Annotated in this window: 21 protein-coding genes and 1 pseudogene; 12 read left to right on the forward strand and 10 right to left on the reverse strand. The window is 72.1% G+C overall.

Going from position 1 to position 25,460, the window contains the following annotated elements:
• The coding region (locus GTY56_RS26235) for a GAF domain-containing protein (protein ID WP_161367785.1) at nucleotides 1-589 on the reverse strand (589 nt) is incomplete at its 3' end.
• A gap of 126 nt (nucleotides 590-715) precedes the next feature.
• Here GTY56_RS26235 and GTY56_RS26240 point away from each other — a divergent pair.
• The gene (locus GTY56_RS26240; protein WP_161367786.1) at nucleotides 716-2,395 is read left to right on the forward strand and encodes an AMP-binding protein; all 1,680 of its coding nucleotides are present in this window, start codon (nucleotides 716-718) and stop codon (nucleotides 2,393-2,395) included.
• The gene (locus GTY56_RS26245; protein ID WP_161367787.1) at nucleotides 2,392-3,984 is read left to right on the forward strand and encodes an AMP-binding protein; all 1,593 of its coding nucleotides are present in this window, start codon (nucleotides 2,392-2,394) and stop codon (nucleotides 3,982-3,984) included. The genes GTY56_RS26240 and GTY56_RS26245 overlap by 4 nt, the downstream gene beginning before the upstream one ends.
• On the opposite strand, the gene GTY56_RS26250 is transcribed toward GTY56_RS26245, so the two are convergent.
• The 3 genes and pseudogenes from GTY56_RS26250 to GTY56_RS26260 form a co-directional block, all read right to left on the reverse strand.
• Nucleotides 3,876-4,409: a GNAT family N-acetyltransferase gene (locus GTY56_RS26250; RefSeq protein ID WP_346345585.1), complete on the reverse strand. Its 534-nt coding sequence runs from the start codon at nucleotides 4,407-4,409 to the stop codon at nucleotides 3,876-3,878. The genes GTY56_RS26245 and GTY56_RS26250 overlap by 109 nt on opposite strands.
• Nucleotides 4,410-4,439: 30 nt before the next feature.
• The gene (locus GTY56_RS26255; protein WP_161367789.1) at nucleotides 4,440-4,946 is read right to left on the reverse strand and encodes a GNAT family N-acetyltransferase; all 507 of its coding nucleotides are present in this window, start codon (nucleotides 4,944-4,946) and stop codon (nucleotides 4,440-4,442) included.
• 28 nt (nucleotides 4,947-4,974) lie between these two features.
• A pseudogene (locus GTY56_RS26260) lies at nucleotides 4,975-5,370 on the reverse strand (hypothetical protein); the annotation flags it as partial.
• A gap of 1,160 nt (nucleotides 5,371-6,530) precedes the next feature.
• On the opposite strand from GTY56_RS26260, the gene gcl reads away from it, so the two are divergent.
• A complete protein-coding gene (gene gcl, locus GTY56_RS26270; protein ID WP_161367790.1) occupies nucleotides 6,531-8,315 on the forward strand; it encodes a glyoxylate carboligase in 1,785 nt (594 codons plus the stop codon).
• A 105-nt stretch (nucleotides 8,316-8,420) separates the two neighbouring features.
• Here gcl and GTY56_RS26275 read toward each other — a convergent pair whose 3' ends face one another.
• The 5 genes from GTY56_RS26275 to GTY56_RS26295 all read right to left on the reverse strand — a co-directional run bounded on the left by GTY56_RS26275 (nucleotide 8,421) and on the right by GTY56_RS26295 (nucleotide 13,138).
• Nucleotides 8,421-9,032, reverse strand: a complete 612-nt coding sequence (locus GTY56_RS26275; RefSeq protein ID WP_161367791.1) for a TIGR04222 domain-containing membrane protein — start codon at nucleotides 9,030-9,032, stop codon at nucleotides 8,421-8,423.
• Nucleotides 9,033-9,189: 157 nt separating this feature from the next.
• Nucleotides 9,190-9,426, reverse strand: coding sequence for a hypothetical protein (locus tag GTY56_RS26280; RefSeq protein WP_161367792.1), 237 nt, complete (start codon nucleotides 9,424-9,426; stop codon nucleotides 9,190-9,192).
• 308 nt (nucleotides 9,427-9,734) lie between these two features.
• Nucleotides 9,735-11,192, reverse strand: a complete 1,458-nt coding sequence (locus GTY56_RS26285; RefSeq protein ID WP_161367793.1) for a catalase — start codon at nucleotides 11,190-11,192, stop codon at nucleotides 9,735-9,737.
• 208 nt (nucleotides 11,193-11,400) lie between these two features.
• Nucleotides 11,401-12,291: a 2-hydroxy-3-oxopropionate reductase gene (locus GTY56_RS26290; RefSeq protein WP_161367794.1), complete on the reverse strand. Its 891-nt coding sequence runs from the start codon at nucleotides 12,289-12,291 to the stop codon at nucleotides 11,401-11,403.
• Between the two features lie 25 nt (nucleotides 12,292-12,316).
• Complete coding sequence (locus GTY56_RS26295; RefSeq protein ID WP_161367795.1) at nucleotides 12,317-13,138, reverse strand: TIM barrel protein; 822 nt, start codon at nucleotides 13,136-13,138, stop codon at nucleotides 12,317-12,319.
• Between the two features lie 161 nt (nucleotides 13,139-13,299).
• On the opposite strand from GTY56_RS26295, the gene GTY56_RS26300 reads away from it, so the two are divergent.
• The 8 genes from GTY56_RS26300 to GTY56_RS26335 all read left to right on the forward strand — a co-directional run bounded on the left by GTY56_RS26300 (nucleotide 13,300) and on the right by GTY56_RS26335 (nucleotide 20,756).
• The gene (locus tag GTY56_RS26300; protein WP_161367796.1) at nucleotides 13,300-13,551 is read left to right on the forward strand and encodes a hypothetical protein; all 252 of its coding nucleotides are present in this window, start codon (nucleotides 13,300-13,302) and stop codon (nucleotides 13,549-13,551) included.
• Complete coding sequence (locus tag GTY56_RS26305; protein ID WP_161367797.1) at nucleotides 13,548-13,916, forward strand: helix-turn-helix domain-containing protein; 369 nt, start codon at nucleotides 13,548-13,550, stop codon at nucleotides 13,914-13,916. Before GTY56_RS26300 ends, GTY56_RS26305 begins: the two co-directional genes overlap by 4 nt.
• Nucleotides 13,917-14,049: 133 nt before the next feature.
• A complete protein-coding gene (gene uraD / locus GTY56_RS26310) occupies nucleotides 14,050-14,559 on the forward strand; it encodes a 2-oxo-4-hydroxy-4-carboxy-5-ureidoimidazoline decarboxylase (RefSeq protein WP_161367798.1) in 510 nt (169 codons plus the stop codon).
• Nucleotides 14,560-14,566: 7 nt separating this feature from the next.
• Nucleotides 14,567-14,965, forward strand: a complete 399-nt coding sequence (gene uraH / locus GTY56_RS26315; protein ID WP_161367799.1) for a hydroxyisourate hydrolase — start codon at nucleotides 14,567-14,569, stop codon at nucleotides 14,963-14,965.
• Between the two features lie 6 nt (nucleotides 14,966-14,971).
• Nucleotides 14,972-15,895, forward strand: a complete 924-nt coding sequence (pucL, locus tag GTY56_RS26320; protein ID WP_033306632.1) for a factor-independent urate hydroxylase — start codon at nucleotides 14,972-14,974, stop codon at nucleotides 15,893-15,895.
• 119 nt (nucleotides 15,896-16,014) lie between these two features.
• Nucleotides 16,015-17,394, forward strand: a complete 1,380-nt coding sequence (locus GTY56_RS26325; RefSeq protein WP_161367800.1) for an 8-oxoguanine deaminase — start codon at nucleotides 16,015-16,017, stop codon at nucleotides 17,392-17,394.
• Between the two features lie 265 nt (nucleotides 17,395-17,659).
• Entirely contained in the window at nucleotides 17,660-19,048 is a 1,389-nt protein-coding gene (locus tag GTY56_RS26330) for a PbuX/PucJ/PucK family nucleobase permease (protein ID WP_161367801.1), read from the forward strand.
• Nucleotides 19,049-19,130: 82 nt separating this feature from the next.
• The gene (locus tag GTY56_RS26335; protein ID WP_161367802.1) at nucleotides 19,131-20,756 is read left to right on the forward strand and encodes a serine/threonine-protein kinase; all 1,626 of its coding nucleotides are present in this window, start codon (nucleotides 19,131-19,133) and stop codon (nucleotides 20,754-20,756) included.
• Nucleotides 20,757-20,767: 11 nt separating this feature from the next.
• Here the strand turns inward: GTY56_RS26335 and GTY56_RS40810 are convergent, their stop codons facing one another.
• The gene (locus GTY56_RS40810; protein WP_237525041.1) at nucleotides 20,768-22,204 is read right to left on the reverse strand and encodes a hypothetical protein; all 1,437 of its coding nucleotides are present in this window, start codon (nucleotides 22,202-22,204) and stop codon (nucleotides 20,768-20,770) included.
• A gap of 202 nt (nucleotides 22,205-22,406) precedes the next feature.
• On the opposite strand from GTY56_RS40810, the gene GTY56_RS26345 reads away from it, so the two are divergent.
• Complete coding sequence (locus GTY56_RS26345; protein ID WP_346345587.1) at nucleotides 22,407-25,421, forward strand: AfsR/SARP family transcriptional regulator; 3,015 nt, start codon at nucleotides 22,407-22,409, stop codon at nucleotides 25,419-25,421.
• Nucleotides 25,422-25,460: the final 39 nt, after the last annotated feature.

The following is a 25,460-nucleotide window of genomic DNA, read 5'->3' on the forward strand; positions in this document are numbered from 1 at the left end:
CGGCCGTCAGCAGCGCGCACGCGCCGAGCAGCTCCGCCCGCAGCTCCGGGTCCGTGATCCGCCCGGCCAGCGCCCGCAGGGCCGCGTGCGCCTCCCGCACCTGCTCCCATCCCGGACCCGCCCCGGCGACGACCGTGCGGGCCTCGTCCCGGACGACCAGCGCCCGCTCCACGTCCCGTGCCGCCTCGACCGCCGCGTCCAGCATCCGGCCGCCCAGCGGCAGTGCCGTGCGCAGCGCCCCGTACAGCACCCCGCGCACCCGGTGCCGCACCACCACCGGCACGGCCAGCACCGAGCGCAGCCCCTCAGCGGCCACCGGGGCGTCGTACTCGTGGCTGATCTGCCGCGACACCGAGTAGTCCGTCACCACGCACGGCCGGGACAGCGCCACCGTCTTGCCGCCTAGACCGGTGCCGGGCGTCACCACCAGCGATCGCAGGGCGTGCGTCGCCGTGCCGCTCAGTTCGCTGATGCGCATCTGCTGCCCGGCCTCCAGCAGCCCGCCGAAGGCGACCGGAAGGCCGGTGTCCCGCCGCAGACGCAGCAGCGCGTCGCGCATCTCGACCGCGTCGGACGCGTCTGTCGTCACCCTGATCGCCCCTTCACTACGGCTCCTGTGCGGGCGCACCCCCCGTTCGGGGGTAGTGAGACCTGCATCACGGATTACACGATGGCTCGGAGCCGCCCGGCAATGGTCCGGCACCCAGGAGGACAGATGACATCGGCGACGGCACTGTTCCGCGACGCGCGGGACTTCCTGCTGGAGCACCGCGAGGACTACCCGACGGCCTGTGCGGGCTTCCGCTGGCCCCGCCCCGAGTACTTCAACTGGGCGCTCGACTGGTTCGACCAGATCGCCGACGGCAACGCCCGCACCGCCCTCCACCTCGTCGAGGAGGACGGCCGCGAGACCCGGCTGTCCTTCGGGGAGATGTCGGTGCGGTCGGCACAGTTCGCCACCTGGCTGCGGGAGCGGGGCGTGCGCGCCGAGGACCGGATCCTCGTCATGCTCGGCAACCAGGCCGAACTGTGGATCACCGCCCTCGCCGCGATGAAGCTGCGCGCGGTGGTCATCCCGGCCACCCCGCTGCTCGGCCCCGCCGACCTGCGCGACCGCGTCGAGCGCGGCCGGGTCCGGCACGTCGTCGCGCGCCCCGAGGACACCGGCAAGTTCGCCGAGGTGCCCGGCGACTACACGCGCATCGCCGCGGGCGCCGCCGGCGCCGTGCCGGACGGCTGGCTGCCGCTGGACGACGCCTACGGTGCCTCCGCCGACTTCACCCCCGACGGCCCCACCCGGGCCGACGACCCGCTGATGCTCTACTTCACCTCGGGCACCACCGCCCGGCCCAAGCTCGTCGAGCACACCCACACGTCGTACCCGATCGGCCATCTGTCGACCATGTACTGGATCGGCCTGAAACCCGGCGACGTACACCTGAACATCTCCTCACCCGGCTGGGCCAAGCACGCCTGGTCCAACCTGTTCGCCCCGTGGAACGCCGAGGCGACCGTCTTCCTGCACAACTACACGCGTTTCGACGCCGTCCGTCTCATGACCGAGATGGACCGGGCGGGCGTCACCACCTTCTGCGCCCCGCCGACCGTGTGGCGCATGCTCATCCAGGCCGACCTGACGCAGCTGCGCACCCCGCCCCGCGAGGTCGTCGCGGCCGGCGAGCCGCTCAACCCGGAGGTCATCGAGCAGGTCCGCCGGGCCTGGAACCGCACCATCCGGGACGGGTTCGGCCAGACCGAGACGGCCGTGCAGGTCGCCAACAGCCCCGGCCAGCCGCTCAAGACCGGCTCCATGGGGCGGCCGAGCCCCGGCTACCGCGTCGAACTCCTCGATCCCGTCTCCGGTGCGCCGGGCGCCTCGGAGGGCGAGATCGCGCTCGACCTGTCCGACCGCCCCGTCGGCCTGATGACCGGCTACCACGGCGACGCCGACCGCACGGCGGAGGCGATGGCCGGCGGCTACTACCGCACGGGGGACGTCGCTTCAAGGGATGAAGAGGGTTATCTGACCTATATCGGGCGAAGTGACGACGTCTTCAAGGCCTCCGACTACAAGATCAGCCCGTTCGAGCTGGAGAGCGCGCTGCTGGAACACGAGGCGGTCGCCGAGGCGGCGGTCGTGCCCGCCCCGGACGAACTGCGGCTCGCCGTCCCGAAGGCCTACGTCGTCCTGGCGGAGGGCTGGCAGCCCGGCCCCGACACCGCCAAGGTCCTGTTCGAGCACTCCCGCGAGACGCTGGCCCCCTACAAGCGCATCCGCCGGCTGGAGTTCGGCGCCCTGCCCAAAACCGTCTCCGGCAAGATCCGCCGGATCGAGCTGCGTGAGGCCACGGCGGCCGGGTCGGACGCCGAGTACCGCGAGGAGGATTTCCGGTGAACTCCTACAGCCACGGCACCGGCGCGACGGCGCTGCTCGGCGACACCATCGGGGCCAACCTGGACCGGGCGGTGGCCGCCTGGCCGGACCGCGAGGCGCTGGTCGACGTGCCGTCCGGACGGCGCTGGACGTACGCCGAGTTCGGCGCGGCGGTCGACGAGCTGGCTTCCGCCCTGCACGCCTCCGGGGTGACCAAGGGCGACCGGGTGGGCATCTGGGCGGTCAACTGCCCCGAGTGGGTGCTCGTCCAGTACGCCACCGCCCGCATCGGCGCGATCATGGTGAACATCAACCCGGCGTACCGCACCCACGAGGTCGCCTACGTCCTGAAGCAGGCCGGCGTGTCCCTGCTGTTCGCCTCCCTCGGTCACAAGACGAGCGACTACCGGGCCATGGTCGAGCAAGTGCGCGATGACCTACCGGAGTTGCGGGAGGTGGTCCACTTCGGCGACCCGGGCTGGGAAATCCTGCTCGGCCGGGCGACCGCGGACGCCGTGTACGCGGAACTCTCCTGCGACGACCCGATCAACATCCAGTACACGTCGGGCACGACGGGCTTCCCCAAGGGCGCGACCCTCTCCCACCACAACATCCTCAACAACGGCTACTTCGTGGGCGAGTTGATCGCGTACACCGAGCAGGACCGGATCTGCGTCCCGGTGCCCTTCTACCACTGCTTCGGCATGGTGATGGGCAATCTCGCCGCCACCTCGCACGGCGCCTGCATGGTCATCCCCGCCCCGTCCTTCGACCCGAAGGCGACCCTGGACGCGGTCCAGCAGGAGCGCTGCACCTCGCTCTACGGCGTTCCCACCATGTTCATCGCGGAGTTGAACCTCCCCGACTTCGCCTCCTACGACCTCTCCTCCCTGCGCACCGGCATCATGGCGGGCTCGCCCTGCCCGGTGGAGGTGATGAAGCGGGTGGTCGCCGAGATGCACATGGCGGAGGTCTCCATCTGCTACGGCATGACCGAGACGTCCCCGGTGTCCCTCCAGACCCGCCGGGACGACGACCTGGAGCACCGCACCGGCACGGTCGGCCGGGTCCTGCCGCACATCGAGGTCAAGATCGTCGATCCGGCGACGGGGGTCACGCAACCGCGTGGCACGGCGGGGGAGTTGTGCACCCGAGGCTACAGCGTGATGCTCGGCTACTGGAACGAGCCGGAGAAGACCGCCGAGGCCGTCGACGCCGGCCGCTGGATGCACACGGGTGACCTCGCCGTGATGCGCGAGGACGGCTACGTCGAGATCGTCGGGCGCATCAAGGACATGATCATCCGGGGCGGGGAGAACATCTACCCCCGCGAGATCGAGGAGTTCCTCTACGGCCACCCGAAGATCCAGGACGTCCAGGTCGTCGGCGTCCCGCACGAGAGCTACGGCGAGGAGGTCCTGGCCTGCGTCATCGCCCGCGACCCGGCCGACCCGCCGACACTGGAGGAGCTCCGGGCCTTCTGCGAGGGGCAGTTGGCGCACTACAAGGTCCCGGCCCGGGTGCGGATCCTCGACTCCTTCCCGATGACGGTGTCCGGGAAGGTGCGCAAGGTGGAGCTGCGGGAGAGGTTCGCGGACGGGCAGAGGTAGAAGAGCTCGGGGTCGCCGTCGTCCAGTCCGTGCACCAGGCCCGCCGGTTGCCAGCCCGCTGTCAGGAGCAGTCGGTGCATCGGCTGGTTGGAGACGTTGGCCGAGGTGAACAGCTTGGGAGTGGTGCACGCGGCCTCGACGGCGGCGAGGAGGTGCGTGGCCACTCCTTGCCGGCGGGCGCCGGGTGCGACGGTCAGCAGGGTGAGGAAGCCCTGCTCGAAGAAGGTGTACTCCAGTACGGCGTACCCCACGGGGCCGCGGGCGTCCTCCGCCAGCGTGACGAGGCCTGCCGAGCACCAGCGGCGGATGCTCGCCCGTCGCCCCTGGTCGCCCGATGCCGCCAGCGCGTCCGTCTCCGCCAGTGCGGTCCAGTCGGCCGGTTCTGCTCGGCGCAGGGCCGGCGCGCAGGGGTGTGTGTCGTCCACGGGGTCATCGTGGCAGCGGCGCATTCCCGTTCACAACGGCTTTCGCATGCACACCCGTGGCCAGCGGTCCAGGCCGAGTCCGGCCTCCGTCGCGCGGATCGCGCGCAGGCCGGGCGTGAGGTCCTCCTCGGGGAGCGGGCGGAAGCCGAGGCGCTCGTAGTAGGGGGCGTTCCACGGGACCTCCGTGAAGGTGGTCAGCGTCAGGGAGGTCAGCCCCTCCTCGCGGGCGTGGTCGGCGGCGTGGTCCAGGAGAGCGCGGCCCACGCCCCGGCGGGCGGCGCGCGGGTGGACCGAGACCTGCTCGATGTGCAGGGCCTCGTCGACCGGTTCGGCGAGGAGGTAGGCGACCGGCCGGTCCTGCGGGTCGCAAGCGACCAGACAGCGGCCCGCCCGGCGGTAGTGCTCCAGTACGTCGAGGGCGGGCGGCTCGTCGTCGGCGATCTCCGGCATGCCGAGGTCGCGGAAGGGGGCGCCGGCGGCCCTTTCGATGTCCTGGAGGACGGGGAGTTCGGCTGGGGCCGCGGGGCGGATGCGCATGCGGTGAGTATGCGGTGCGGCGGCGTGGTCAGGGGGCCCGCGTCCCGGATCCGGTCGCGGCCAGCGTCTCGGCCGGGGCGTTCACCGGCCTCGGTGTGCCGGTGAGGTCCAGGACGAACAGGGGGACGCCCAGGGCGTCGGCGCGGGCCCGGGCGTCGTCGGCGTACCCGGCGAGGGAGAAGTAGAGGCCGTCCGCGGACTCGCTCATGGCCGTCAGCCACAGGCACTCCACGTCCCGCAGACCCGCCGGGCGCACGGCAGGGTCCACCTGCGCGACGACGCCGCGGGCGGCCAGTCCGATACCGGACGGAGGCCGCTGGTCCGCCCGCCGCACACCCCGGTATCCGAGCCAGCGCAGGTACAGCGCGGTGGCCGTGACGGCGTCGAGGGCGGTGCGGATGGTGACGGACCGGAAGGGGGGTCGGGTGGAGGTGGTGTCGCTCGCGTCGGCGGATGCGTCGGCGGCGGTGGCGTTGCCGGCGGTGGATGCATGGGTGGCGGCGGGCTCGCGTGGGCCGCCATGCGGGTAGGGGCGGGGTGCGGTTTCGCCCGCCGTGGATGCATCGGCGGTCGCTTCCCCGTGGGGGCCGGCCGTGGGGCCGGTGGTGGTCGTACTGAGGTGGGGCGTGGCGTCGGTCGGGGCGGAGGCCTCGCCGGCGGTTGATGCATCGGCGGTGGCGGGCTCGCGCGCCGTGGCCGGCGGGTGGAGGCGGGGTGCGACGTCGGCCGAGGGGACGGCATCGGTGGAGGGGGCGTCGCCGGCGGCGGAGGCATCGGCGGTGGCGGGCTCGCGCCGGTCGGCCGGCGGGCTGAGGTGGGGAGCTGCGTGCCGGCAGTCCCTGTCGTCCCGGGCCGTAGTGGTCTGCCGGTCGCTCTCGTGGTCCCGGGCCGCAGTCGTCTCCTGGCTGCCCTTGTCGTCCCGGGCCGTCGTCTCCTGGTCGCTCCTGTCGTCCCGGGCCGCAGTCGTCTCCCGGTCGCCCCGGTCGTCCCCGGCCTGCGCCACTTTTCGAGCGGACGTCTCACCCTGATCCACCGCCGCGTCCAGGTCGGTCCGCGTGCTCTCGGTGGGTGACGCGCCGCCGGCCGCCGCCTCCTCGTCCCCGGCGCCGTCCCGGCCCTCCACCACCGCCACCCGCAGCACCACCCCGCACGCGCACCCCACCTCCGGGTGCGGCCACTCGCCGTACCGGCCGCAGGAGCCGCACCGCACCGTCACCCATTCGTCCTGCCAGACGCGGTGCGAGACGGGCGTCGGCGAGCCGTCGCGGTCCAGTCGCGGGGCGACCGGCGCGCCGCACGCGCAGGGGTACGCGGGAGCCGTGTAACGGTGCTCGCGGCGGCAGGCCGGGCAGCGCACCGCAACGGTCTCGGTCATGGCCACTCCAGAACCGTGTCGCGTCGGGACAGCGTGCCCATCGTGCTCCCTCGGGCCCCGCCCTGTCCGGCGCTTGGCGTCTCTTGACGCCCCTCGCCCACCCCGCATACATTCATTCCAGATAGCAGAAAACTAATTCCACAATACGGAAGAGCTCACCGCGGGGCGCGACGGGAGTGCGAATCCGACAGTCGAAGCAGGAGTACTCGATGGCTCGAATGACCGCTGCCCGCGCGGCAGTTGAGATCCTCAAGCGTGAGGGCGTCGCCGACGCGTTCGGTGTCCCCGGCGCGGCGATCAACCCGTTCTACGCGGCGCTCAAAGCCTCCGGCGGCATCACCCACACCCTCGCCCGGCACGTCGAGGGCGCCTCGCACATGGCCGAGGGCTACACCCGCACCCACCCGGGCAACATCGGCGTCTGCATCGGTACCTCGGGCCCGGCCGGCACCGACATGATCACGGGCCTGTACTCCGCGACCGGCGACTCCATCCCGATCCTGTGCATCACGGGCCAGGCCCCGACCGCCGTGATCCACAAGGAGGACTTCCAGGCCGTCGACATCGCCTCCATCGCCAAACCGGTCACGAAGATGGCCGTCACGGTGCTGGAGGCCGCGCAGGTCCCGGGCGTCTTCCAGCAGGCCTTCCATCTGATGCGCTCCGGCCGCCCCGGCCCGGTCCTCATCGACCTGCCGATCGACGTGCAGCTGACGGAGATCGAGTTCGACCCGGAGACCTACGAGCCGCTCCCGGTCTACAAGCCCGCCGCGACCCGCGCCCAGATCGAGAAGGCGATCGGGATGCTCAACGCGTCCGAGCGGCCGCTGATCGTCGCGGGCGGCGGCATCATCAACGCCGACGCCGCCGAACTCCTCGTCGAGTTCGCCGAACTGACCGGCACACCGGTGGTCCCGACCCTGATGGGCTGGGGCCTGCTGCCCGACGACCACGAGCTGAACGCCGGCATGGTCGGCCTGCAGACCTCGCACCGCTACGGCAACGCCACGTTCCTGGAGTCCGACTTCGTCCTCGGCATCGGCAACCGCTGGGCCAACCGCCACACCGGCAAACTCGACGTCTACACGGCCGGGCGGACGTTCGTCCACGTCGACATCGAGCCCACCCAGATCGGCAGGATCTTCGCCCCCGACTACGGCATCGCCTCCGACGCCCGGGCCGCCCTGGAACTGTTCGTCGAGGTCGCCCGTGAGCTGAAGGCCGCCGGGGCGCTGCCCGACCGCTCCGCGTGGGCCGAAGCCGCACAGGAGCGCAAGGCGACCCTCCAGCGGCGTACGCACTTCGACGACATCCCGATCAAGCCGCAGCGCGTCTACGAGGAGATGAACAAGGCCTTCGGCCCGGAGACCCGGTACGTCTCCACCATCGGCCTCTCGCAGATCGCCGGCGCCCAGATGCTGCACGTCTACCGGCCCCGCCACTGGATCAACTGCGGCCAGGCGGGCCCGCTCGGCTGGACCATCCCGGCCGCGCTCGGCGTCGCCAAGGCCGACCCGGAGGCCTTGGTCGTCGCCCTCTCCGGCGACTACGACTTCCAGTTCATGCTGGAGGAACTCGCCGTCGGCGCGCAGCACCGGATCCCCTACGTCCACGTCCTCGTGAACAACTCCTACCTGGGGCTGATCCGCCAGGCGCAGCGGGCGTTCGAGATCGACTTCCAGGTCAACCTGGAGTTCGAGAACCTCAACTCCCCGGAGCTCGGCGTCTACGGCGTCGACCACGTCAAGGTCGCCGAGGGCCTCGGCTGCAAGGCGCTGCGCGTCACCGACCCGGCGGACCTGGGCGATGCCTTCGAGCAGGCCAGGAAGCTGGCCGCGGAGCACCGGGTCCCGGTCGTCGTCGAGGCGATCCTGGAGCGCGTCACCAACATCTCCATGTCCACGACCAACGACATCGGCAACGTGGTGGAGTTCGAGGAGATCGCCACCGAGCCCGGCCACGCTCCGACCTCGATCCGGACGCTGAAGGTCTGACGCACGGCGGAGCCGAGGGGCGGCCCGTCCATGAGGACGGACCGCCCCTCACGCATGTCCCGTGCCGCAGGTCCCGTGCCGCATGGCCGCCGGCGCACGCACGGGTCAGCCCCCTCCGCCTCCGCAGCCGCCCCCGCCGCCACCGCAGTAGTGGTAACCCCCGTCCCCGCGGCCGCGCGGTGAGTTCTTCAGAAGGCTCTTGCCGCCCACCTCGGCCCGGCGGACCAGGCCCGCCCGCAGTGCGAAGCGCGGCACCAGCACCCTCAGGGCCGCGTCGCCGTGCAGGGCGACCAGCAGCAGCCGTTCACCGTCGGTCAGGCCGCGCCTGCTCGCCGGCAGGGGGTGGTCCTGCCGCAGGCCGCGGACGTGGCGGCGGGCGGCGCGGGTCGGCCCGAGCAGGGGATAGCGCAGCAGCCCCGCCTCCGCGAGCGGGATCCGCATGAGGGACACCGCGAGCCGGATGTCCGGGTCCTTCGCGAGGCTCTTGGGGGCGGCCGGCGCGCGCAGACGGGCGCGCACCGCAGCCGCAAGCGGAGAAAGCGGCCGGTGCGCCGGCACGTCGTCCACGGCACCCGCCCGGATCGTCCCGGGCAGGTCCGCGTCCACCAGGCCCCGCAGGTGCAGCTCCACCACGGCGACGGTGACGGCGGCCCGCGGGCCCTCCCCCAGCAGTGCGATCTCGTGCGGCTCCAGCCGGACCGCCGTACCGTCGCTCATGGCTTCACCCCCGTACCGGGGCCCGCCGCCCCCGTGCCGACGGGCCCCGTGTGACGAGAATGTGCCCGGCCCCGGGGGCGGTTGAAGCCCCGGGGCCGGGTTCAGAGCTTGATTTGAGGGTTCCGTACGGGCTGTACGACCGGTGCTGTAGGCGCGCTCACGCCTCGTGGTGCTCCGACAGCCCCGGCCAGTCGTCCGGCCCGCCGCCCTGCCATTCGACGAGGTCGCTGTCGGCGACGTCGGTGACGTACAGGTCGGCCAGGCGCAGGATCTCGGCGACATCGTCGGCGTGGGTCGCCACACCCAGCGGCTCCTCGTCCAGGGTGACGCGGCGGGAACCGTCCAGGGCGGGGGCGTGGACCACGACATGCGGGTGCTCGGTGGGAGGTGCCATGCCTACAGGCTGCTGCGAACGGGACCGATCCGCACCCTGGGAGGACTTGGCCGTCCGGCGGCGCGAGGCTGGGCGCGACAGGACGTTCGCGCCGCCGGACGGGGTCGGGGAGAGGGGTGGGTGGTGCTGGGGCCGCGGCGGGTGCGACGGGCTCCGGGGCCGGCTTCCCTCAGGTCGAGAAGCCGGGCCGGGCCCTTCACCACCGCACTGGCTCGCACGCCGCCGCGGTCCGCGCCCTGGCCGTGTCCGTGCCCGGGGGACCACCCCTCATCCGGGTCGCCCCGGGCGGTCGGACACGGTCAGGGAGTTCAGTCCTCGCGCAGGGCGCGGACCGCCTCCTCCACGCGCCGCCCGTAGTCGGGGTCGGCGGCGTGGAAGTGCGCGAGGTTCTTCTCGATCACGTCGTCGCGGGAGACCTGGGACAGGCCGCCGGCGATGTTGGCGACCAAGCGGGACTTCTCCTCGGCGGACATCAGCCGGTACAGCTCGCCGGCCTGGAAGAAGTCGTCGTCCTTGGTGTGCGCGGGCGCCGGGTGGGTGCCCGTGTGGCCGTGCACCGCCAGCGGCGCCGACAGCGGGCGGCCGGTCTCCGCCGGGCCGTCGTAGGAGTTCGGCTCGTAGTTCTTGGCGTACCGGCCCTGCGGGTTGGACGCCATGAGGCCGTCCCGGCCGTAGTTCTGCGCGGTCGTGGCGCGGGGCGCGTTGACGGCGAGCAGCGTGTGGTTGACGCCCAGGCGGTAACGGTGGGCGTCCGCGTAGGCGAACAGACGGCCCTGGAGCATCTTGTCGGGGGAGGGGCCGATGCCGGGAACGAAGTTGTTCGGGGAGAACGCGGCCTGCTCGACCTCGGCGAAGACGTTGTCCGGGTTGCGGTCCAGCACCAGCCGGCCCACGCGCCGGAGCGGGTAGTCCTGGTGCGGCCACACCTTGGTCAGGTCGAACGGGTTGAAGCGGTACTCCGCCGCCTCGGCCGCGGGCATCAGCTGCACGTGGAGCGTCCAGGACGGGTGTACGCCCCGCTCGATGGCCTGGAGCAGGTCCGTCTGGTGCGAGCCCGGGTCCTTGCCCGCGATCTCGGCGGCCTGCTCGCTGCTCAGGCAGCGGATGCCCTGGTTGGTCTTGAAGTGGTACTTGACGAAGAAGGCCTCGCCCCGGCTGTTGGTCCACTGGTAGGTGTGCGAGCCGTAGCCGTTCATGTGCCGGTACGAGGCCGGGATGCCGCGGTCGCCCATCAGCCAGGTCACCTGGTGCGTGGCCTCGGGGGAGTGCGCCCAGAAGTCCCAGACGTTGTCCGGCTCCTGACGGCCCGTGAACGGGTCGCGCTTCTGCGAATGGATGAAGTCGGGGAACTTGACGGGGTCCTTGATGAAGAACACGGGGGTGTTGTTCCCGACGAGGTCGTAATTGCCCTCCTCGGTGTAGAACTTCACCGCGAAACCGCGCGGGTCGCGCACAGCGTCCGCCCCGCCGAGCGAGTCGGCGACGGTCGAGAAGCGCAGGAACACCTCGGTGCGCTTGCCGACCGCGCCGAGGAAGTCGGCGTGGGTGAAGTCCGTGACGTCGTCGGTCACTTCGAAGTGCCCGTACGCGCCCGAGCCGCGGGCGTGCACCACGCGCTCCGGGATGCGCTCGCGGTTGAAGCGCGCCAGCTTCTCCAGCAGATGCTGGTCCTGGAGCAGGAGCGGGCCGCCGGCACCGGCGGTGGCGGAGTTCTGGTTGTCGGCGACGGGGGCGCCGGACTCGGTGGTGAGCACGCGCTGCGACATCGTGACCTTCCGTACGAGAGGGCAGCGGAAATATGTTTCCGCTTTGTGGAGCCTAGGGTCGGGGCGAGCGGAGCGTCAACAATTTGTTGAAGTAGTGGGCATGGCTGGTTCCGGGCGGCGCAGCCGCTTCGGGCGCGACAGGACAGGTGTCAGCGGCGGCGCCGCCCGGGGATCGGGGCCCGGGCCACCATGACCCGGCGGACAGACGTCAGACCTGGGCGCCGGAGAGCCGCTCCACGGCCCGCAGCAGCGCCGAGTGGTCCAGGCCGCCGTCGCCCTGCGCACGCAGGGACGCGACCAGCTGGGCGACCACGGCACCGACGGGCAGGGCCGCGCCGACGTTGCGGGCGGCGTCGGTGACGATGCCCATGTCCTTGTGGTGCAGGTCGATCCGGAAGCCCGGCTTGAAGTCCCGGCCGAGGAAGTTGTCCTTCTTGCGGGTCAGCACGGTCGAGCCGGCGAGGCCGCCGCCCAGGACGTCCAGGGCCGCCTTCAGGTCCACGCCGGACTTCTCCAGGAAGACCACGGCCTCGGCGCACGCCTGGATGTTGACGGCGACGATCAGCTGGTTGGCGGCCTTCACGGTCTGGCCGGAGCCGTGCGGACCGCACAGCACGATGGTCTTGCCGAGCGCCTCGAAGAGCGGCTCGGCCTGGTCGAAGTCGGCCTGCTCGCCGCCGACCATGATGGACAGCACGGCCTCCACGGCGCCCGCCTCGCCGCCGGACACCGGGGCGTCCAGCACCCGGATGCCCTTCTCCTTGGCGGCCTTCGCCAGGTCGACCGAGGTCTGCGGGGTGATCGAGGACATGTCGATCAGCAGTGCGCCGGACCGTGCGTTCTCCAGGATGCCGTCGGGGCCGTAGGCGATGGCCTCGACCTGCTCAGAGGCCGGGACCATCGTGACGACGACGTCGGCGTCCCGCACGGCCTCGGCGATCGAACCGGCGGCGGTGCCGCCCGCGGCCGCCAGGCGGTCCAGCTTGTCCTGCTCCAGGGTGTAGCCGGTGACCCGGTAGCCCGCCTTGATCAGGTTCTCGGACATCGGGGAGCCCATGATGCCGAGTCCGATCCAGGCGATCTTGGGGAGTGTGCTCATGATGGGGTGCCTTTCAGGTGCGGGGTCAGCGGGAAAGCCAGTCGAAGGCCTCGGCGCTCGGGCGGTCGCCCGGCTTGTACTCCAGGCCGACCCAGCCGTCGTAGCCCGCCTTCGCCAGCCGGTCGAGGAGGTCTTCGAGGGGCAGTGAGCCCGTGCCCGGCGCTCCTCGGCCCGGGTTGTCGGCGATCTGGACGTGACCGGTCTGCGCGGCGAACCGCTCGATCACCGACGGGAGGTCCTCGCCGTTCATGGACAGGTGGTAGAGGTCCATCAGGAAGCGGGCGTTGCCGAGACCGGTCGCCTCGTTGACCTTGTCGACGACCTCGACGGCCGCGGGCGCGGACACCAGCGGGTACAGCGGCGACTCGGGCTCGTTGAGCGCCTCGATCAGCAGGACCGCGCCGATCCGGTCGGCGGCCCGGGCCGCGAGAGCCAGGTTCTCCAGGGCGAGCGCGTCCTGCTCGGCCGGGTCCACGCCCTCGACGCGGTTGCCGTACAGGGCGTTGAGGGCCGTGCAGCCCAGCGAGGCGGCGAAGCCGGCGGCCACGTCGATGTTGGCGCGGAACCGCTCCGATTCCGCACCGGGAACCGACAGGGCGCCGCGGTCCGGACCCGGGAGCTGCCCGGCGTAGAAGTTCAGGCCGGTGAGCCGGACGCCGGCGTCCGCGATGGCGCGCTGGAGGGCGTCGAGCTCGGACTGTTCGGGGACGGGCGAGTCGACCCAGGGCCACCACAGCTCGACCGCGGTGAAGCCCGCCGCGGCGGCGGCCGCGGGGCGCTCCAGGAGGGGCAGCTCCGTGAAGAGGATCGACAGGTTGACGTTGAAGCGCTGGTCTGCGAATCCCATCGGGGCGGCGCTCCCTTCCGTGTCTTCCATGGTGCGGGCGTCCATGGTGCAAATTCCGTATTGCGGAATCATGTTTCTGCTTAACGGAAGATTGCCTGCGGGGTGCAAGGGCTGTCAAGAGGGCCTGCCGGAAAGTCCGTCCCGCGCGTTAGGTTGAGCGCGTGCGACTGAGAGTGGAGTTCACGACCGAGCCGTTCGACCTGGACGAGGCACCCGCGCACGCGGTGGTGGCCCGCGAGGTCGTGGAGAGCGCCGAGCTGGACGCCGTGGACGTGGGTCCCTTCGGCAACACCGCGGAGGGCGGCGCCGACGCGGTGCTCACCGCCGTGGACGCCCTGCTCCGCAAGACCCTGGAGGCCGGTGCCACCCGGGTCACGCTCCAGGTGAACGTGGTCGAGGAGGGCGAGGCGTGAGCGGCGCGGGGGACGAGCCGTTCATCGCGGCCGTGAAGCCCCTGGTCGACGCCATGGGCGGCGAGATGATCCCGCCCGACGAGGCCGGTTCCGACGACGTCGTCCTCGCCTGGGAGGGCCGGGACGCCGTCGCCGTCCGGCTGCCGCAGCTCGCCGACTCCCTCGATCACATCCTGGCCGCCATGGAACGCCGCAAGGGTGTGCCGCTGGCCGACCTGGACCGCAGGGCCAAGCAGGAGGTCGTGCGCATACTCGAGGCGCGCGGCGCCTTCTCCGTACGGCACGGGGTGGAGACCGTGGCGAGCGCCCTCGGCGTCAGCCGCTTCACCGTCTACAACTATCTCAACCGCGAGAAGGGGGCCTGACCGGCCGGTCCCGCGGCGGTCCGGTTTCGTGCCACCGAATTTTCAACAAACTGTTGACGTGCTGTCGCGGGAGGGCGTTAGCTGTCGGCACGCCCGTTCAGCACGAAGGCCGACACCGGCCACGGAGGCTCCCGTGACGTCCACTTCCACGCCGCCGGGCCTGACCCGGTTCAACGCCCTCGAGGAGCACGCGGCTCGCACCGCCCTCCGCGAGGCGTGCGCCTCCACGGCGTGGGCGAAGCGCCTGCTGGCCGCCCGCCCCTACGCCACCTGCGAGGACCTGTACGCCGCGAGCGACACCGCCATGGCGGAGCTGACGGCCGCGGACCTCGACGAGGCGATGGCCGGCCATCCGCCCATCGGCCGGCCCAAGCCGGGTGATCCCACCTCGGCCCGGGAACAGAGCGGCATGGCCGGCGCTTCCGACGCGCTCAAGGCGGAGATGCTGGAACTGAACATCGCCTACCAGGAGAAGTTCGGTCATGTCTTCCTGATCTGCGCCACCGGCCGGACCGGCGAGCAGATGCGCGACGCCGTCCTGGAACGGATCGGCAACCCTCCGGAGCGGGAGCGGGAGATCGTCCGCGCCGAACTGGGGAAGATCAACCGCATCCGTCTGGCCCGACTCGTCGAAGAGGACTGACAGCAGCATGAGCACCTCCGCCACCGCGTCCGTGTCCACGCACATCCTGGACACCAGCGTCGGCCGCCCCGCCGAGGGCGTCGCCGTCCAGCTCTCCGCCCGCACCGGCCGGACCGCGCACTGGCAGGCGCTCGGCGGCTCCGCGACCGACGCGGACGGACGGTGCAAGGACCTGCCGGCGCTGCCGGAGGGCACCACCCACGTACGGCTCGACTTCGCTGTGGAGCCGTACTTCGAAGAATCTGCGAAGAAGCAAGCCGATGCGCAGCAGGACGCCCCCGCGAATCGGGACAGCGGTGCGTTCTTTCCCGAGGTGGCGATCACCTTCGCCGTCGAGGCCGGTGAGCACTACCACGTACCGCTGCTGCTCAACCCGTTCGGCTACTCCGTATACCGAGGGAGCTAGCTAGAGATGCCCACCATTCTGGGACAGAACCAGTACGGCAAGGCCGAGAACCGAGTCGTCAAGATCACGCGGGACGGCGCCACCCACCACATCAAGGACCTCAACGTCTCCGTCGCCCTCTCCGGCGACATGGACGAGGTCCACTACTCCGGCTCGAACGCCAACGTGCTGCCGACCGACACCACCAAGAACACGGTGTACGCGTTCGCCAAGGAGCACGGCATCGAGTCGGCCGAGCAGTTCGGCATCCACCTCGCCCGGCACTTCGTCACCAGCCAGGAGCCGATCCACCGGGCCCGGATCCGCATCGAGGAGTACGCCTGGGAGCGGATCGAGGCCTCCGACGCCACCTCGCAGTTCATCGGCGCCGACGAGGTCAAGCACTCCTTCGTCCGCAAGGGCCAGGAAGTCCGGCTGACCCAGATCACCTACGACGGTGAGAAGTGGGAGGTCGTCTCCGGCCTCAAGGACCTCGTCGTGATGAACTCGACCAACTCCGAGTTCTGGGGCTACGTCAAGGACAAGTACACGACGCTGAAGGAGGCCTACGACCGCATCCTGGCCACCGAGGTCTCCGGCCGCTGGCGGTTCAACTGGACCGACGACGAGCAGCGCATGCCCAACTGGGAGAAGTCCTACGAGCAGGTGAAGAAGCACATGCTCCAGGCCTTCGCCGAGACGTACTCGCTCTCGCTCCAGCAGACCCTGTACCAGATGGGTTCGCGGATCATCAACCACCGCAGTGAGATCGACGAGGTCCGCTTCTCCCTCCCGAACAAGCACCACTTCCTGGTGGACCTGGAGCCGTTCGGGCTGAAGAACGACAACGAGGTGTACTACGCCGCCGACCGCCCCTACGGCCTGATCGAGGCGACGATCCTCCGGGACGGCTGCGAGGCGCGGATCCCCGAGGACCTCACCAACCTCTGACGTTCCCCCTTTCGGCACCCGTGGCCGGGGGAACCCTCCTCCCGGCCACGGCACTCAAAACTCCCGGGGTCCTGCCGTGCCCTCGCCAATTCAGCACACATCGTGAAAAGGGACGAACCATGGCAGCAGACCGGCGCATCGTCATCGAGAACTGCGCGATCGCGACCGTCGACGCGCACGATACGGAGTACGCCTCCGGGCACGTCGTCCTCGCCGGCAACCGCATCGAGTCGCTCGGCGCGGGCGCGGCCCCCGAGGGTCTGGAGAACGTCGCACGCCGTATCGACGCCTCCGGGCACCTCGTGACCCCCGGCCTGATCAACACCCACCACCACTTCTACCAGTGGATCACCCGCGGCCTGGCCACGGACCACAACCTCTTCAACTGGCTCGTCGCGCTCTACCCCACCTGGGCGCGCATCGACGAGCCGATGGTCCGCGCGGCCGCCCAGGGCTCTCTCGCGATGATGGCCCGCGGCGGTGTCACCACCGCCATGGACCACCACTACGTCTTCCCCCGTGGCTCCGGCGACCTCTCCGGTGCGATCATCGGCGCCGCCCGCGACATGGGCGTCCGCTTCACCCTCGCCCGCGGCTCCATGGACCGCAGCGAGAAGGACGGCGGCCTGCCCCCGGACTTCGCCGTCGAGACCCTCGACGGTGCGCTGGCGGCCACCGAGGAGACCGTGCGCCGGCACCACGACTCCTCCTTCGACGCCATGACGCAGGTCGCCGTCGCGCCCTGCTCGCCCTTCTCCGTCTCCACCGAACTGCTCCGTGACGGCGCCCAGTTGGCCCGCCGCCTCGGCGTCCGCCTCCACACCCACGGCTCGGAGACCGTGGAGGAGGAGAAGTTCTGCCACGAACTGTTCGGCATGGGCCCGACCGACTACTTCGAGTCCACCGGCTGGCTCGGCGAGGACGTGTGGATGGCGCACTGCGTCCACATGAACGACTCCGACATCGCCGCCTTCGCCCGGTCCCGCACCGGCGTCGCGCACTGCCCCTCCTCCAACGCCCGCCTCGCCGCCGGCATCGCCCGCGTCCCCGACATGCTCGCGGCCGGCGTCCCGGTCGGCCTCGGCGTCGACGGCACCGCGTCCAACGAGTCGGGCGAACTCCACACCGAGCTGCGCAACGCGCTCCTCATCAACCGCCTCGGCGCGCACAGGGAAGCCGCCCTGAACGCCCGTCAGGCCCTGCGGCTCGGCACGTACGGCGGCGCCCAGGTCCTGGGCAGGGCCGCGGAGACCGGCTCGCTGGAGCCCGGCAAGCTCGCCGACCTCGTGCTGTGGAAGCTGGACACGCTCGCCCACGCCTCCATCGCCGACCCGGTGACCGCCCTGGTCTTCGGCGCGGCCGCCCCGGTCACCGCCTCCTTCGTGGACGGCCGGCAGATCGTCGAGGACGGACGGCTGCTCACGGCCGACGAGGACGCCATCGCCCGCGCCACGCGGGACGAGGCCCAGCGGCTGGCGAGGATCGCCGCCGAGGCCTGAACACCCCGATGACTCCGGCCGGGAGGGACGGCTTCCGGCCGGTGGCCGTGGACCCGAGCGGGGTCCATGGCGGTCGTCTCCGGGGCGCGCGCGTACACGCGGGCGCCCCGGAACGGCCACCCCCGTCACCTGGATGTCCGGTCCCTCCCCAAGCTCTCGGCTTCGCTCGAGCAGGGAGGCACCCCCATGACCACACCCGCACCACCTCCCTGACACCCACGGCGGCCCTTGGGCGAGCCGTGTAACCGACCGGAGGGACGCCGCCGTGGCCGACCACCCCGTTGACGAAAAACTCCCCGCGCTCAAGATGGCGACGACCGGCCTCCAGCACGTGGCCGCCATGTACGCGGGCGTCGTCGCCCCGCCCCTGATCGTCGGTGCGGCCATCGGCCTCACCGCCACCGACCTGACCTTCCTCACCGGCGCCTGCCTGTTCACCGCGGGCCTCGCCACCTTCTTGCAGACCCTCGGCATCTGGAAGATCGGCGCCCGGCTGCCGTTCGTCAACGGTGTCACCTTCGCCGGTGTCGCCCCGATGACCGCGATCGTCGCCTCCACCGAGGACAAGTCCGACGCCCTGCCCATCATCTTCGGCGCGGTCGTCGTCGCCGGACTCCTGGGCTTCCTGGCGGCCCCCGTCTTCTGCAAGGCGATCCGCTTCTTCCCACCCGTGGTCACGGGCACGGTCATCACCCTGATCGGCATATCGCTGCTCCCGGTCGCCTTCGGCTGGGCGCAGGGACCCGACCCGACGGCCCACGACTACGGCTCGGCGACCAACCTGGGGCTCGCCGCCGTAACCCTGCTGATCGTGCTGCTGCTGCGCCGCTTCACCACGGGCTTCGTCAAGCAGATCGCCGTGCTGCTCGGCCTCGTGATCGGCACGCTGATCGCGATCCCGTTCGGCGCCACGGACTTCGGCCCCGTCGCGGACGCGGCCGTCATCGGCTTCCCCACCCCGTTCCACTTCGGCGCCCCGCAGTTCCAGCTCGCCGCGATCCTCTCGATGTGCGTGGTGATGGTGGTGTCGATGACCGAATCGACCGCCGACATGCTGGCGCTGGGCGAGATCGTCGACCGCCCGGCCGACGAGAGGACCATCGCGGCCGGCCTGCGCGCCGACACCCTCGGCTCGGCGATCAGCCCGCTCTTCAACGGCTTCATGTGCAGCGCCTTCGCGCAGAACATCGGCCTGGTCGCCATGACGAAGATCCGCAGCCGGTACGTCGTCGCCGCGGGCGGCGGTTTCCTGGTGCTGATGGGCCTGTGCCCGATGGCGGCCTCGCTGATCGCCGTCGTACCGCGCCCGGTGCTCGGCGGGGCGGGCGTGGTCCTGTTCGGCTCGGTCGCCGCCAGCGGCATCCAGACCCTGGTCCGGGCCGCCCTGGACCGCGACAACAACGTCCTGATCGTGGCGGTCTCCCTGGCCGTCGGCATCATCCCCATCACGGCGCCGGAGTTCTACCACGCCTTCCCGGAGACGGCCCGGATCGTCCTGGACTCCGGAATCTCCACGGGCTGTGTGGCGGCCGTGCTGCTCAACCTGGTCTTCAACCACCTGGGCCGGAACGGCCGCGACGCCCATGACGTCACCCACCCGATGGAAGCGGGCGAGGAGCTCACGGGCGCATCGAAGACGCCGGCCGCGTCATGAGCCCGCCGGACTCCGCTTAGGCTTCTGCCTCGGTCAACCCAGGGTTGACCGAGGGACCAGAGGACGAGGGGGAGACGGGCCGATGAACCACGCGACCGAGGTGTTCCAGCCGCTGCAGGGCGACGATCCGCCCATGGTGGCCGGATACCGCCTCGCGGCCCGGCTCGGTGCGGGCGGCATGGGCCGGGTCTACCTCTCGCACACGCAGGGCGGCCGGCCGGTGGCGATCAAGGTGGTCCGGCCGGAACTGGCCGACGACCCGGAGTTCCGGCGGCGGTTCCGCCGGGAGGTGGAGGCGGCCCAGCGGGTCCGGGGCGCGTACACCGCCGAGCTCATCGACGCCGACGCGGACGGCACACCGCCCTGGGCGGCCACGCTGTACGTGCCCGGCCCGTCCCTGACGGAGGCGGTCGCCCGCCGGGGCCCCCTGCCGGTGCCCGCGGTGCTGTGGCTGGTGGCGGGGGTGGCCGAGGCACTCCAGGCCATTCACGCCGCCGGGATCGTGCACCGGGACCTCAAGCCGTCCAACGTGCTGCTCGCCGCCGACGGGCCGCGGGTGATCGACTTCGGCGTCTCGCTGGCCGCCGACTTCACCTCGCACACCGCCACCGGCGCCGCCGTCGGCACGCCCCACTTCATGGCCCCCGAGCAGGCGTCCGCGGGCGAGGTCACGGCGGCGACCGACGTCTTCGCGCTGGGCCAGACGGCCGCGTTCGCCGCCCTGGGCCGCCCCCTGTACGGGGACGGCTCCGCGATCGGCGTGCTGTACCGGATCGTGCACGACGAACCCGACCTGTCCTTGCTGCCGGAGCCGCTCCGTCCCCTGTTCGCCCGCTGCCTGGCGGCCGACCCGCGGGACAGGGCGGGCTTGGCGGAGATCGTGCAGTGGTGCGGGCAGCGGCTGGGCGCGGATGCCGGCGGCGCCGGTCCGGCTGTCTGGAGCGACGTCAGGGGGCCCGACGTGACGGCCCCCTCCCCGCTGCCCACCCCCACCCGGGTGCTGCCGCAGCCGCTGGTGGTCACCCAGCCGCAGCCGCTGCCGGCCGGGCCGGGGGAGCGGCGGGCCCGAGGGCGCCGCACCGCGCTCGTCACGACCGCGGCCGTGACGGCGGGGGTGGTGGCGCTGGGCGGCCTGTTGTGGGCGGTCCAGGACGCGGGGAACACGTTCGGCGACTGGGTGGCTGGCGCGCCGTCGACACCGGGCCCGGGCCCGTCCGGCCGGTCGGCGGGCCCGTCGACGGCGTCGCCTCCGGCGTCCGGGCGCGCCGCGGACGCCGAGGGCGGGACGCCACAGGCCTCGAAGCCCTCCCCGACGGCCTCCGGGACGCCGCGCCCCATAGGCCTGGTCCTCCAGCGGCTCGACGCGAAGAACTCGCTGAGCTTCGAGAAGCCGTTCCAGCGCGAGGACCGCAAGGGTGACATTCGCTTCGACTGCGAGAACACCGGCTGTGCGCTGGAGAGCGACACCAGTGTCTTCGTGCAGATGTTCACCGACGAGGCCGTCTCCCTCGACGAGTGCCGGCTCATGCTGGCGCATGCCGACCAGCGCCGCTGGCCGCTGGCCTCGGTGCCGGTGGCAGGTCAGATCTGCGTCAAGCACGAATCCGGGGACATCGCACTGCTGACGGTCCAGACGAAGTCGACGGCGCTGCCGGAACTCGCCGCCCTCACGCTGGACATGACGATCTGGCGGCGTGCGGCGACGTGATCGCCGCACGCTCACACCGTGAGCTTCACGGCCTCCAGCCAGACCTCGTTGTCCAGGGTGCCGCCGAAGGTGAAGTCGGGGCGGGGCTTGCTGCACGCCCGCGCGCCCCAGTCATGTCCGCGCAGCCGGACGGTGTTGCAGATCTCGCCGGTACCGACGTTCATCGCGAACCCCAGCATGTTCGGCGCGTTCCGCTTGGCGCTGCCGATGGTGAAGTTCCGGCCGTCGCCGGTGACGGCCGTCCAGCTGGGCTGCCACGCGCCGCGGCCGTCGACCGGCTTCGCCGTGTGCCGGAAGGCGTTGGCGGCTGATCCGCCGACACCGTGCACCGCGATGTTGAGGGCCTTGATCGGCCGGTTCCGACCCGATGTGCCGGCGATCGTGCCGTCGCACACCGGCTTCTGCCAGCCCTGCCCGGAGACGTACGCGCGGTAGCAGATGTGCCGTCCGGAGGGGTCGTTCGCGGCGAGCCGCTTCACGGCACTGGCCGCGGTGTCCTGCGCAGGCTTGGCGGTGACGGTGGTGGTCGCCGCCGGGGGCCTGGCCGTGACGGTGACGGTGACCCCGCCCGGGCCCTTCGCCCCCGTCGTGTCCTTCGGTGTCGGCTTCTTGCCCTTCCCCTCCTTGTCCCCGTCCTTGTCCCCGTCCTTGTCCTTGTCCTTGTCCCTGTTCTTGTCCTCGGCCGAGGGGGAGACGGACGGCGGCGGGATCGGCAGCGAGGACGGCGACAGAGCCGGTGAGGCCGAAGGCGAACCGCCCGCACGCGCGGCCGTCTCCTCCCGGTTTCCGCCGTCACCGGAACCGCCACTGCCCAGGATCACCAGCGGCACCACGACCAGGGCGGCCACACCGAGCGCCACCGGCCCGACCACGAGGGGCCTGCCGAGCAGTCCGGGCCCCTCGAACTCGTCGTCGGACTGGCGTGAGCCGGGCCGGCGGGCGGGCGCGGGCTGCGGTACGGGGCGGGCGGCCGGGGCCCTCTCGGGCTCGGGCAGTGCGTAGGCCGCCTCGTCGATGTCGTCAGGATCGTCCAGGCCGTCCCCGGCGGACGCCGGGGACGCACCGGCGGCCTCCGCTCCGGCGCCCGGGCCGGCGGGGTCGGCGGCCTCGCGGACGGGGGACGGCGCCGGATCCGCCTCCTGCTGCTGCCGCAGCGCGCTGGAGCCGTCCGGGAAGACCTCGACGTGTGCCACATACCCGGCGGCGGGGTCGGAGATCGCCGCCGTGACGGCGGTGTCCCGGTCGCGCGCGTGTGCGTGCAGGAGGTCGAGGATCGCGGCGTCGACCGTCGTCCCCTCCGCGACCGTCACCGGTTCGCCGTCGACGGCGGCCGATCCGTCGCCGGAGATGACCACCGTGAAGTGCGGGGACGTCTCGGACGGCCCCCGGCGCACGGCGTGTTCGCCCGCGGTGACCGGCTCGTCCGTTCCCTCTTGGCCCGGGCTCATCGGCATTCCTCTCTGCTGTTCCCGGCCTGCGTGCGGCCGGGCGGTGTCGGCGGTGCCCGCGTACGCAACGGACACCGGTCGTCCACGGTTCAACTCGCGGGTGAAAAGGGGAAAGAGTGGCACGTCAGCGGTGATCAGGTGACGGAACGGCATGTTCCGAGGCAGTGGGAGTGCCGGAGCTGGTGCGCACTAGAGTCCGAACGTGGACTACGTGAATACCTTCCGTTTCGCTGTGCTGGGGCAGGTCAGGGCATGGCGCGGGGAGCGGGAACTCGACCTCGGCTCACCGCAGCAGAGGGTGGTGCTGGCAGCGCTCCTCTTACGACGCGGGCGCCCTCTGCCACTCGGCGAACTCATCGACGCCGTCTGGGGAGAGGAGCCGCCCGCTGCCGCCGTGTCCGTTCTGCGGACCTACGTGTCGCGCCTGCGCAAGGTGCTGGAGCCCGACCGCGGTCCGGCGGAGCAGCCCCGGACACTCGTCTCCGTCGGTGACGGTTATCTGCTGCGCGTTCCGGACGACGGCCTGGACCTCGCCGTGTTCCAGCGCCGGGTCGCGGAGGCGAAGAAGGCGCGCGCCACGGGTGACGTGTCCGCCGCCGCGGACCTGCTGCGCGCCGCGCTGGACGGCTGGCGGGGCGCCGCACTGACCGGCGTCCCGGGCCCGCTCGCCGAGACGGCGCGCTCCTGGCTGGACGAGGAGTGGCTGGCCGCGCTGGAGGCCCGGCTGGACGCCGACATCGAACTCGGACGCCACCATGAGGTGATCGCCGAGCTGCTCCCGCTCACCGCCAGACACCCCCTGCGCGAGGAGCTGTGCCGCCTGCTCATGCTCGCCCTGTACCGCTCGGGACGGCAGGCCGAGGCACTGGCCGCGTACCGCGGGGCACGCGCGGCCCTGGTGGCGGAACTGGGCGTCGAACCCGGGTGGTCGCTCCAGGACCTGCACGACCGCATCCTGGCCGCCGACCCGGCCCTGATGCCGTATCCGGCCCGCGGCCCCGCTCCGGCGGTGCCCGGGCAGGCGGCGCCGCCCGAACGCGCGGCACCGTCCGGCGCCGCGCCGGAGGACGGGACGATCGCCGACGGCGCCACGGCGGGAGGAGCGGCACGGCCCGGCCCGGCCGACCCGCACGGGTCGCCGTTCCAGCCGGCCCGCCCCGCGCAACTGCCCGCGGACCTGCCGACGTTCGCCGGACGCGCCGCCGAACTCGGTCTGATCGGGGACCTGCTGCCCCGGGACGGCAGCCCCCCGTCGACCGTGGTGATCAGCGCCATCGGAGGCATGGGCGGGATCGGCAAGTCGACCCTGGCCGTGCACTGGGCCCACCGTGTGGCCGACCGGTTCCCCGGCGGTCAGCTCTACGTCAACCTGCGCGGTTTCGACCCGACCGGCTCCGCGCTGACGCCGGACGAAGCGGTGCGCGGCTTCCTCGACGCGCTGGGCGTACCGCCGATGCGCATACCCGCCGGCCTCGACGCCCAGGTCGCGCTGTACCGCAGCCTGCTGGCCCGCCGCAGGGTGCTGATCCTGCTCGACAACGCCCGCGACACCGAACAGGTGCGCCCGCTGCTGCCAGGGGCCCCGGGCTGCCTGGTCATCGTCACCAGCCGCAACCGGCTCACCGGCCTGGTCGCCGGCGAGGGGGCACACCCCCTGACGCTGGACCAGCTCTCCCCGGTCGAGGCGCACGACCTGCTGGCCCGGCGCCTGGGCGGCGACCGGCTGGCCGCCGAGCCACGGGCCGCGGACGAGATCATCGCGCGCTGCGCCCGCCTGCCGCTGGCCCTGGCCATCGTCGCCGCGCATGCCTGCGCCCACCCCGGCTTCCCGCTGAGCGCCATCGCCGACGAGGTGAACGAAAGCCACGGCAGCCTGGACGCCTTCACCGGCGGCGACGACATCACCACCGACGTGCGGGCCGTCTTCTCCTGGTCCTACAAGGCGCTGTCCGCTCCGGCCGCGCGTCTGTTCCGGCTCCTCGGGCTGCACGCAGGGCCGGACGTCTCCGCACCGGCGGCGGCCGCCCTCGCCGGCCTCGCCCCGCGTGAGGCGCGCGGGCCCCTCGCCGAACTGACCCGTGCCCACCTGCTCACCGAGCACTTCCCGGGCCGCTACCACCTGCACGACCTGCTCCGGGTGTACGCCGCCGAACGCGTGCGCGTGGAGGAGACCCCACAGGAGCGGGATCTGGCGCTCCAGCGCTTGCTGACCTGGTATCTGCACACCGCCGACGCGGCCTACCCGCACATCACCCCCCAGCGCCGTCGCATCCCGCTGGGGCCGCGGCCGGAGGACTGCCGGCCGCTGGAGTTCACCACGCACGAACGGGCGCTGGAGTGGTGCGAGACCGAACGGCCCAACCTGATCGTCGCCGTGCACCAGGCCGCCCAGGCCGGGCACACGGGCACCGCGTGGCGACTGCCCGCCGTCCTGTGGGGGTTCTTCTACCTCCGCAGCCACCTGCACGACTGGCTGGACACCACACGGACGGGTCTGGCCGCGGCCCGCGACGCCGGGGACCGGGAAGGGGAGGCCCAGGGCCTGTCCGACACGGCCGCCGCGCTGCGCAGCGCCGGACGGTTCGACGAGGCCGTCGAGCACCTGCGCCAAGCGCTGGTGCTGAGCCGGGAGCTGGGGGACAGGGCGGCCCGGGCGTCGGTGATCGCCAATCTGGGCGACGCCTACCTGCACGCGGGCCGGCTCCGCGAAGCCGTCGAGTACGCCCGTCGCGGACTGGCCCTCGACCGCATCGCGGGCAACGTCTGGGGCGAGGGCATCGCCCTGAGCAACCTGGGCGACGCCTACCAGCGGATGGGACGCTACGACGAGGCCCTCGACTGCCTCCAGCGGGCGCTGGTGGTCCTGCGGGCGGGCGGAAACCGCTGGGTCGAGGGCGTCACGCTCGACATCCTCGGCACGATCCACCACCGGCTCGGGCGCCACGGCGAGTCCGTCGGCCACTACCTCCGGGCGCTCGCGACCCACCGGGACATCGGCAACCGCTGGGGCGAGGGCCACACACTGGGCCATCTCGGGGACGTCCACCTCGACGGCGGAGAGCCCGAGGCGGCCCGGGCGAGCTGGCGGCACGCCCTCGCGATCTTCGCGGAGTTCGGCCACCCGGACGCCGAGCAGGTCCGTGAGCGGCTCGACCGCCTCCCGGACGGCCCGGCCGACGCGGGCGCCCGGGAGGCCGCGCCGAGACGCACCGCCTGACATGGCTCTCCTTCGTGGGTGATGCCTGCCGGCGATGCG

The sequence above is a fragment of the Streptomyces sp. SID5643 genome, from assembly GCF_009872555.1.
In the GTDB taxonomy this organism is placed as follows: domain Bacteria; phylum Actinomycetota; class Actinomycetes; order Streptomycetales; family Streptomycetaceae; genus Streptomyces; species Streptomyces iakyrus.

What these genes read in the sequence shown, in the direction of transcription:
- GTY56_RS26335 (WP_161367802.1), top strand. Translation starts at nt 19,131, where the DNA reads ATGAACCACGCGACCGAGGTGTTCCAGCCGCTGCAGGGCGACGATCCG.
- GTY56_RS26255 (WP_161367789.1), bottom strand. Translation starts at nt 4,946, where the DNA reads ATGCGCATCCGCCCCGCGGCCCCAGCCGAACTCCCCGTCCTCCAGGAC.
- GTY56_RS26280 (WP_161367792.1), bottom strand. Translation starts at nt 9,426, where the DNA reads ATGGCACCTCCCACCGAGCACCCGCATGTCGTGGTCCACGCCCCCGCC.
- GTY56_RS26290 (WP_161367794.1), bottom strand. Translation starts at nt 12,291, where the DNA reads ATGAGCACACTCCCCAAGATCGCCTGGATCGGACTCGGCATCATGGGC.
- pucL (WP_033306632.1), top strand. Translation starts at nt 14,972, where the DNA reads ATGCCCACCATTCTGGGACAGAACCAGTACGGCAAGGCCGAGAACCGA.
- GTY56_RS26275 (WP_161367791.1), bottom strand. Translation starts at nt 9,032, where the DNA reads ATGAGCGACGGTACGGCGGTCCGGCTGGAGCCGCACGAGATCGCACTG.
- GTY56_RS26295 (WP_161367795.1), bottom strand. Translation starts at nt 13,138, where the DNA reads ATGGGATTCGCAGACCAGCGCTTCAACGTCAACCTGTCGATCCTCTTC.
- GTY56_RS26285 (WP_161367793.1), bottom strand. Translation starts at nt 11,192, where the DNA reads ATGTCGCAGCGCGTGCTCACCACCGAGTCCGGCGCCCCCGTCGCCGAC.
- GTY56_RS26240 (WP_161367786.1), top strand. Translation starts at nt 716, where the DNA reads ATGACATCGGCGACGGCACTGTTCCGCGACGCGCGGGACTTCCTGCTG.
- gcl (WP_161367790.1), top strand. Translation starts at nt 6,531, where the DNA reads ATGGCTCGAATGACCGCTGCCCGCGCGGCAGTTGAGATCCTCAAGCGT.
- GTY56_RS26325 (WP_161367800.1), top strand. Translation starts at nt 16,015, where the DNA reads ATGGCAGCAGACCGGCGCATCGTCATCGAGAACTGCGCGATCGCGACC.
- GTY56_RS40810 (WP_237525041.1), bottom strand. Translation starts at nt 22,204, where the DNA reads ATGAGCCCGGGCCAAGAGGGAACGGACGAGCCGGTCACCGCGGGCGAA.
- uraH (WP_161367799.1), top strand. Translation starts at nt 14,567, where the DNA reads ATGAGCACCTCCGCCACCGCGTCCGTGTCCACGCACATCCTGGACACC.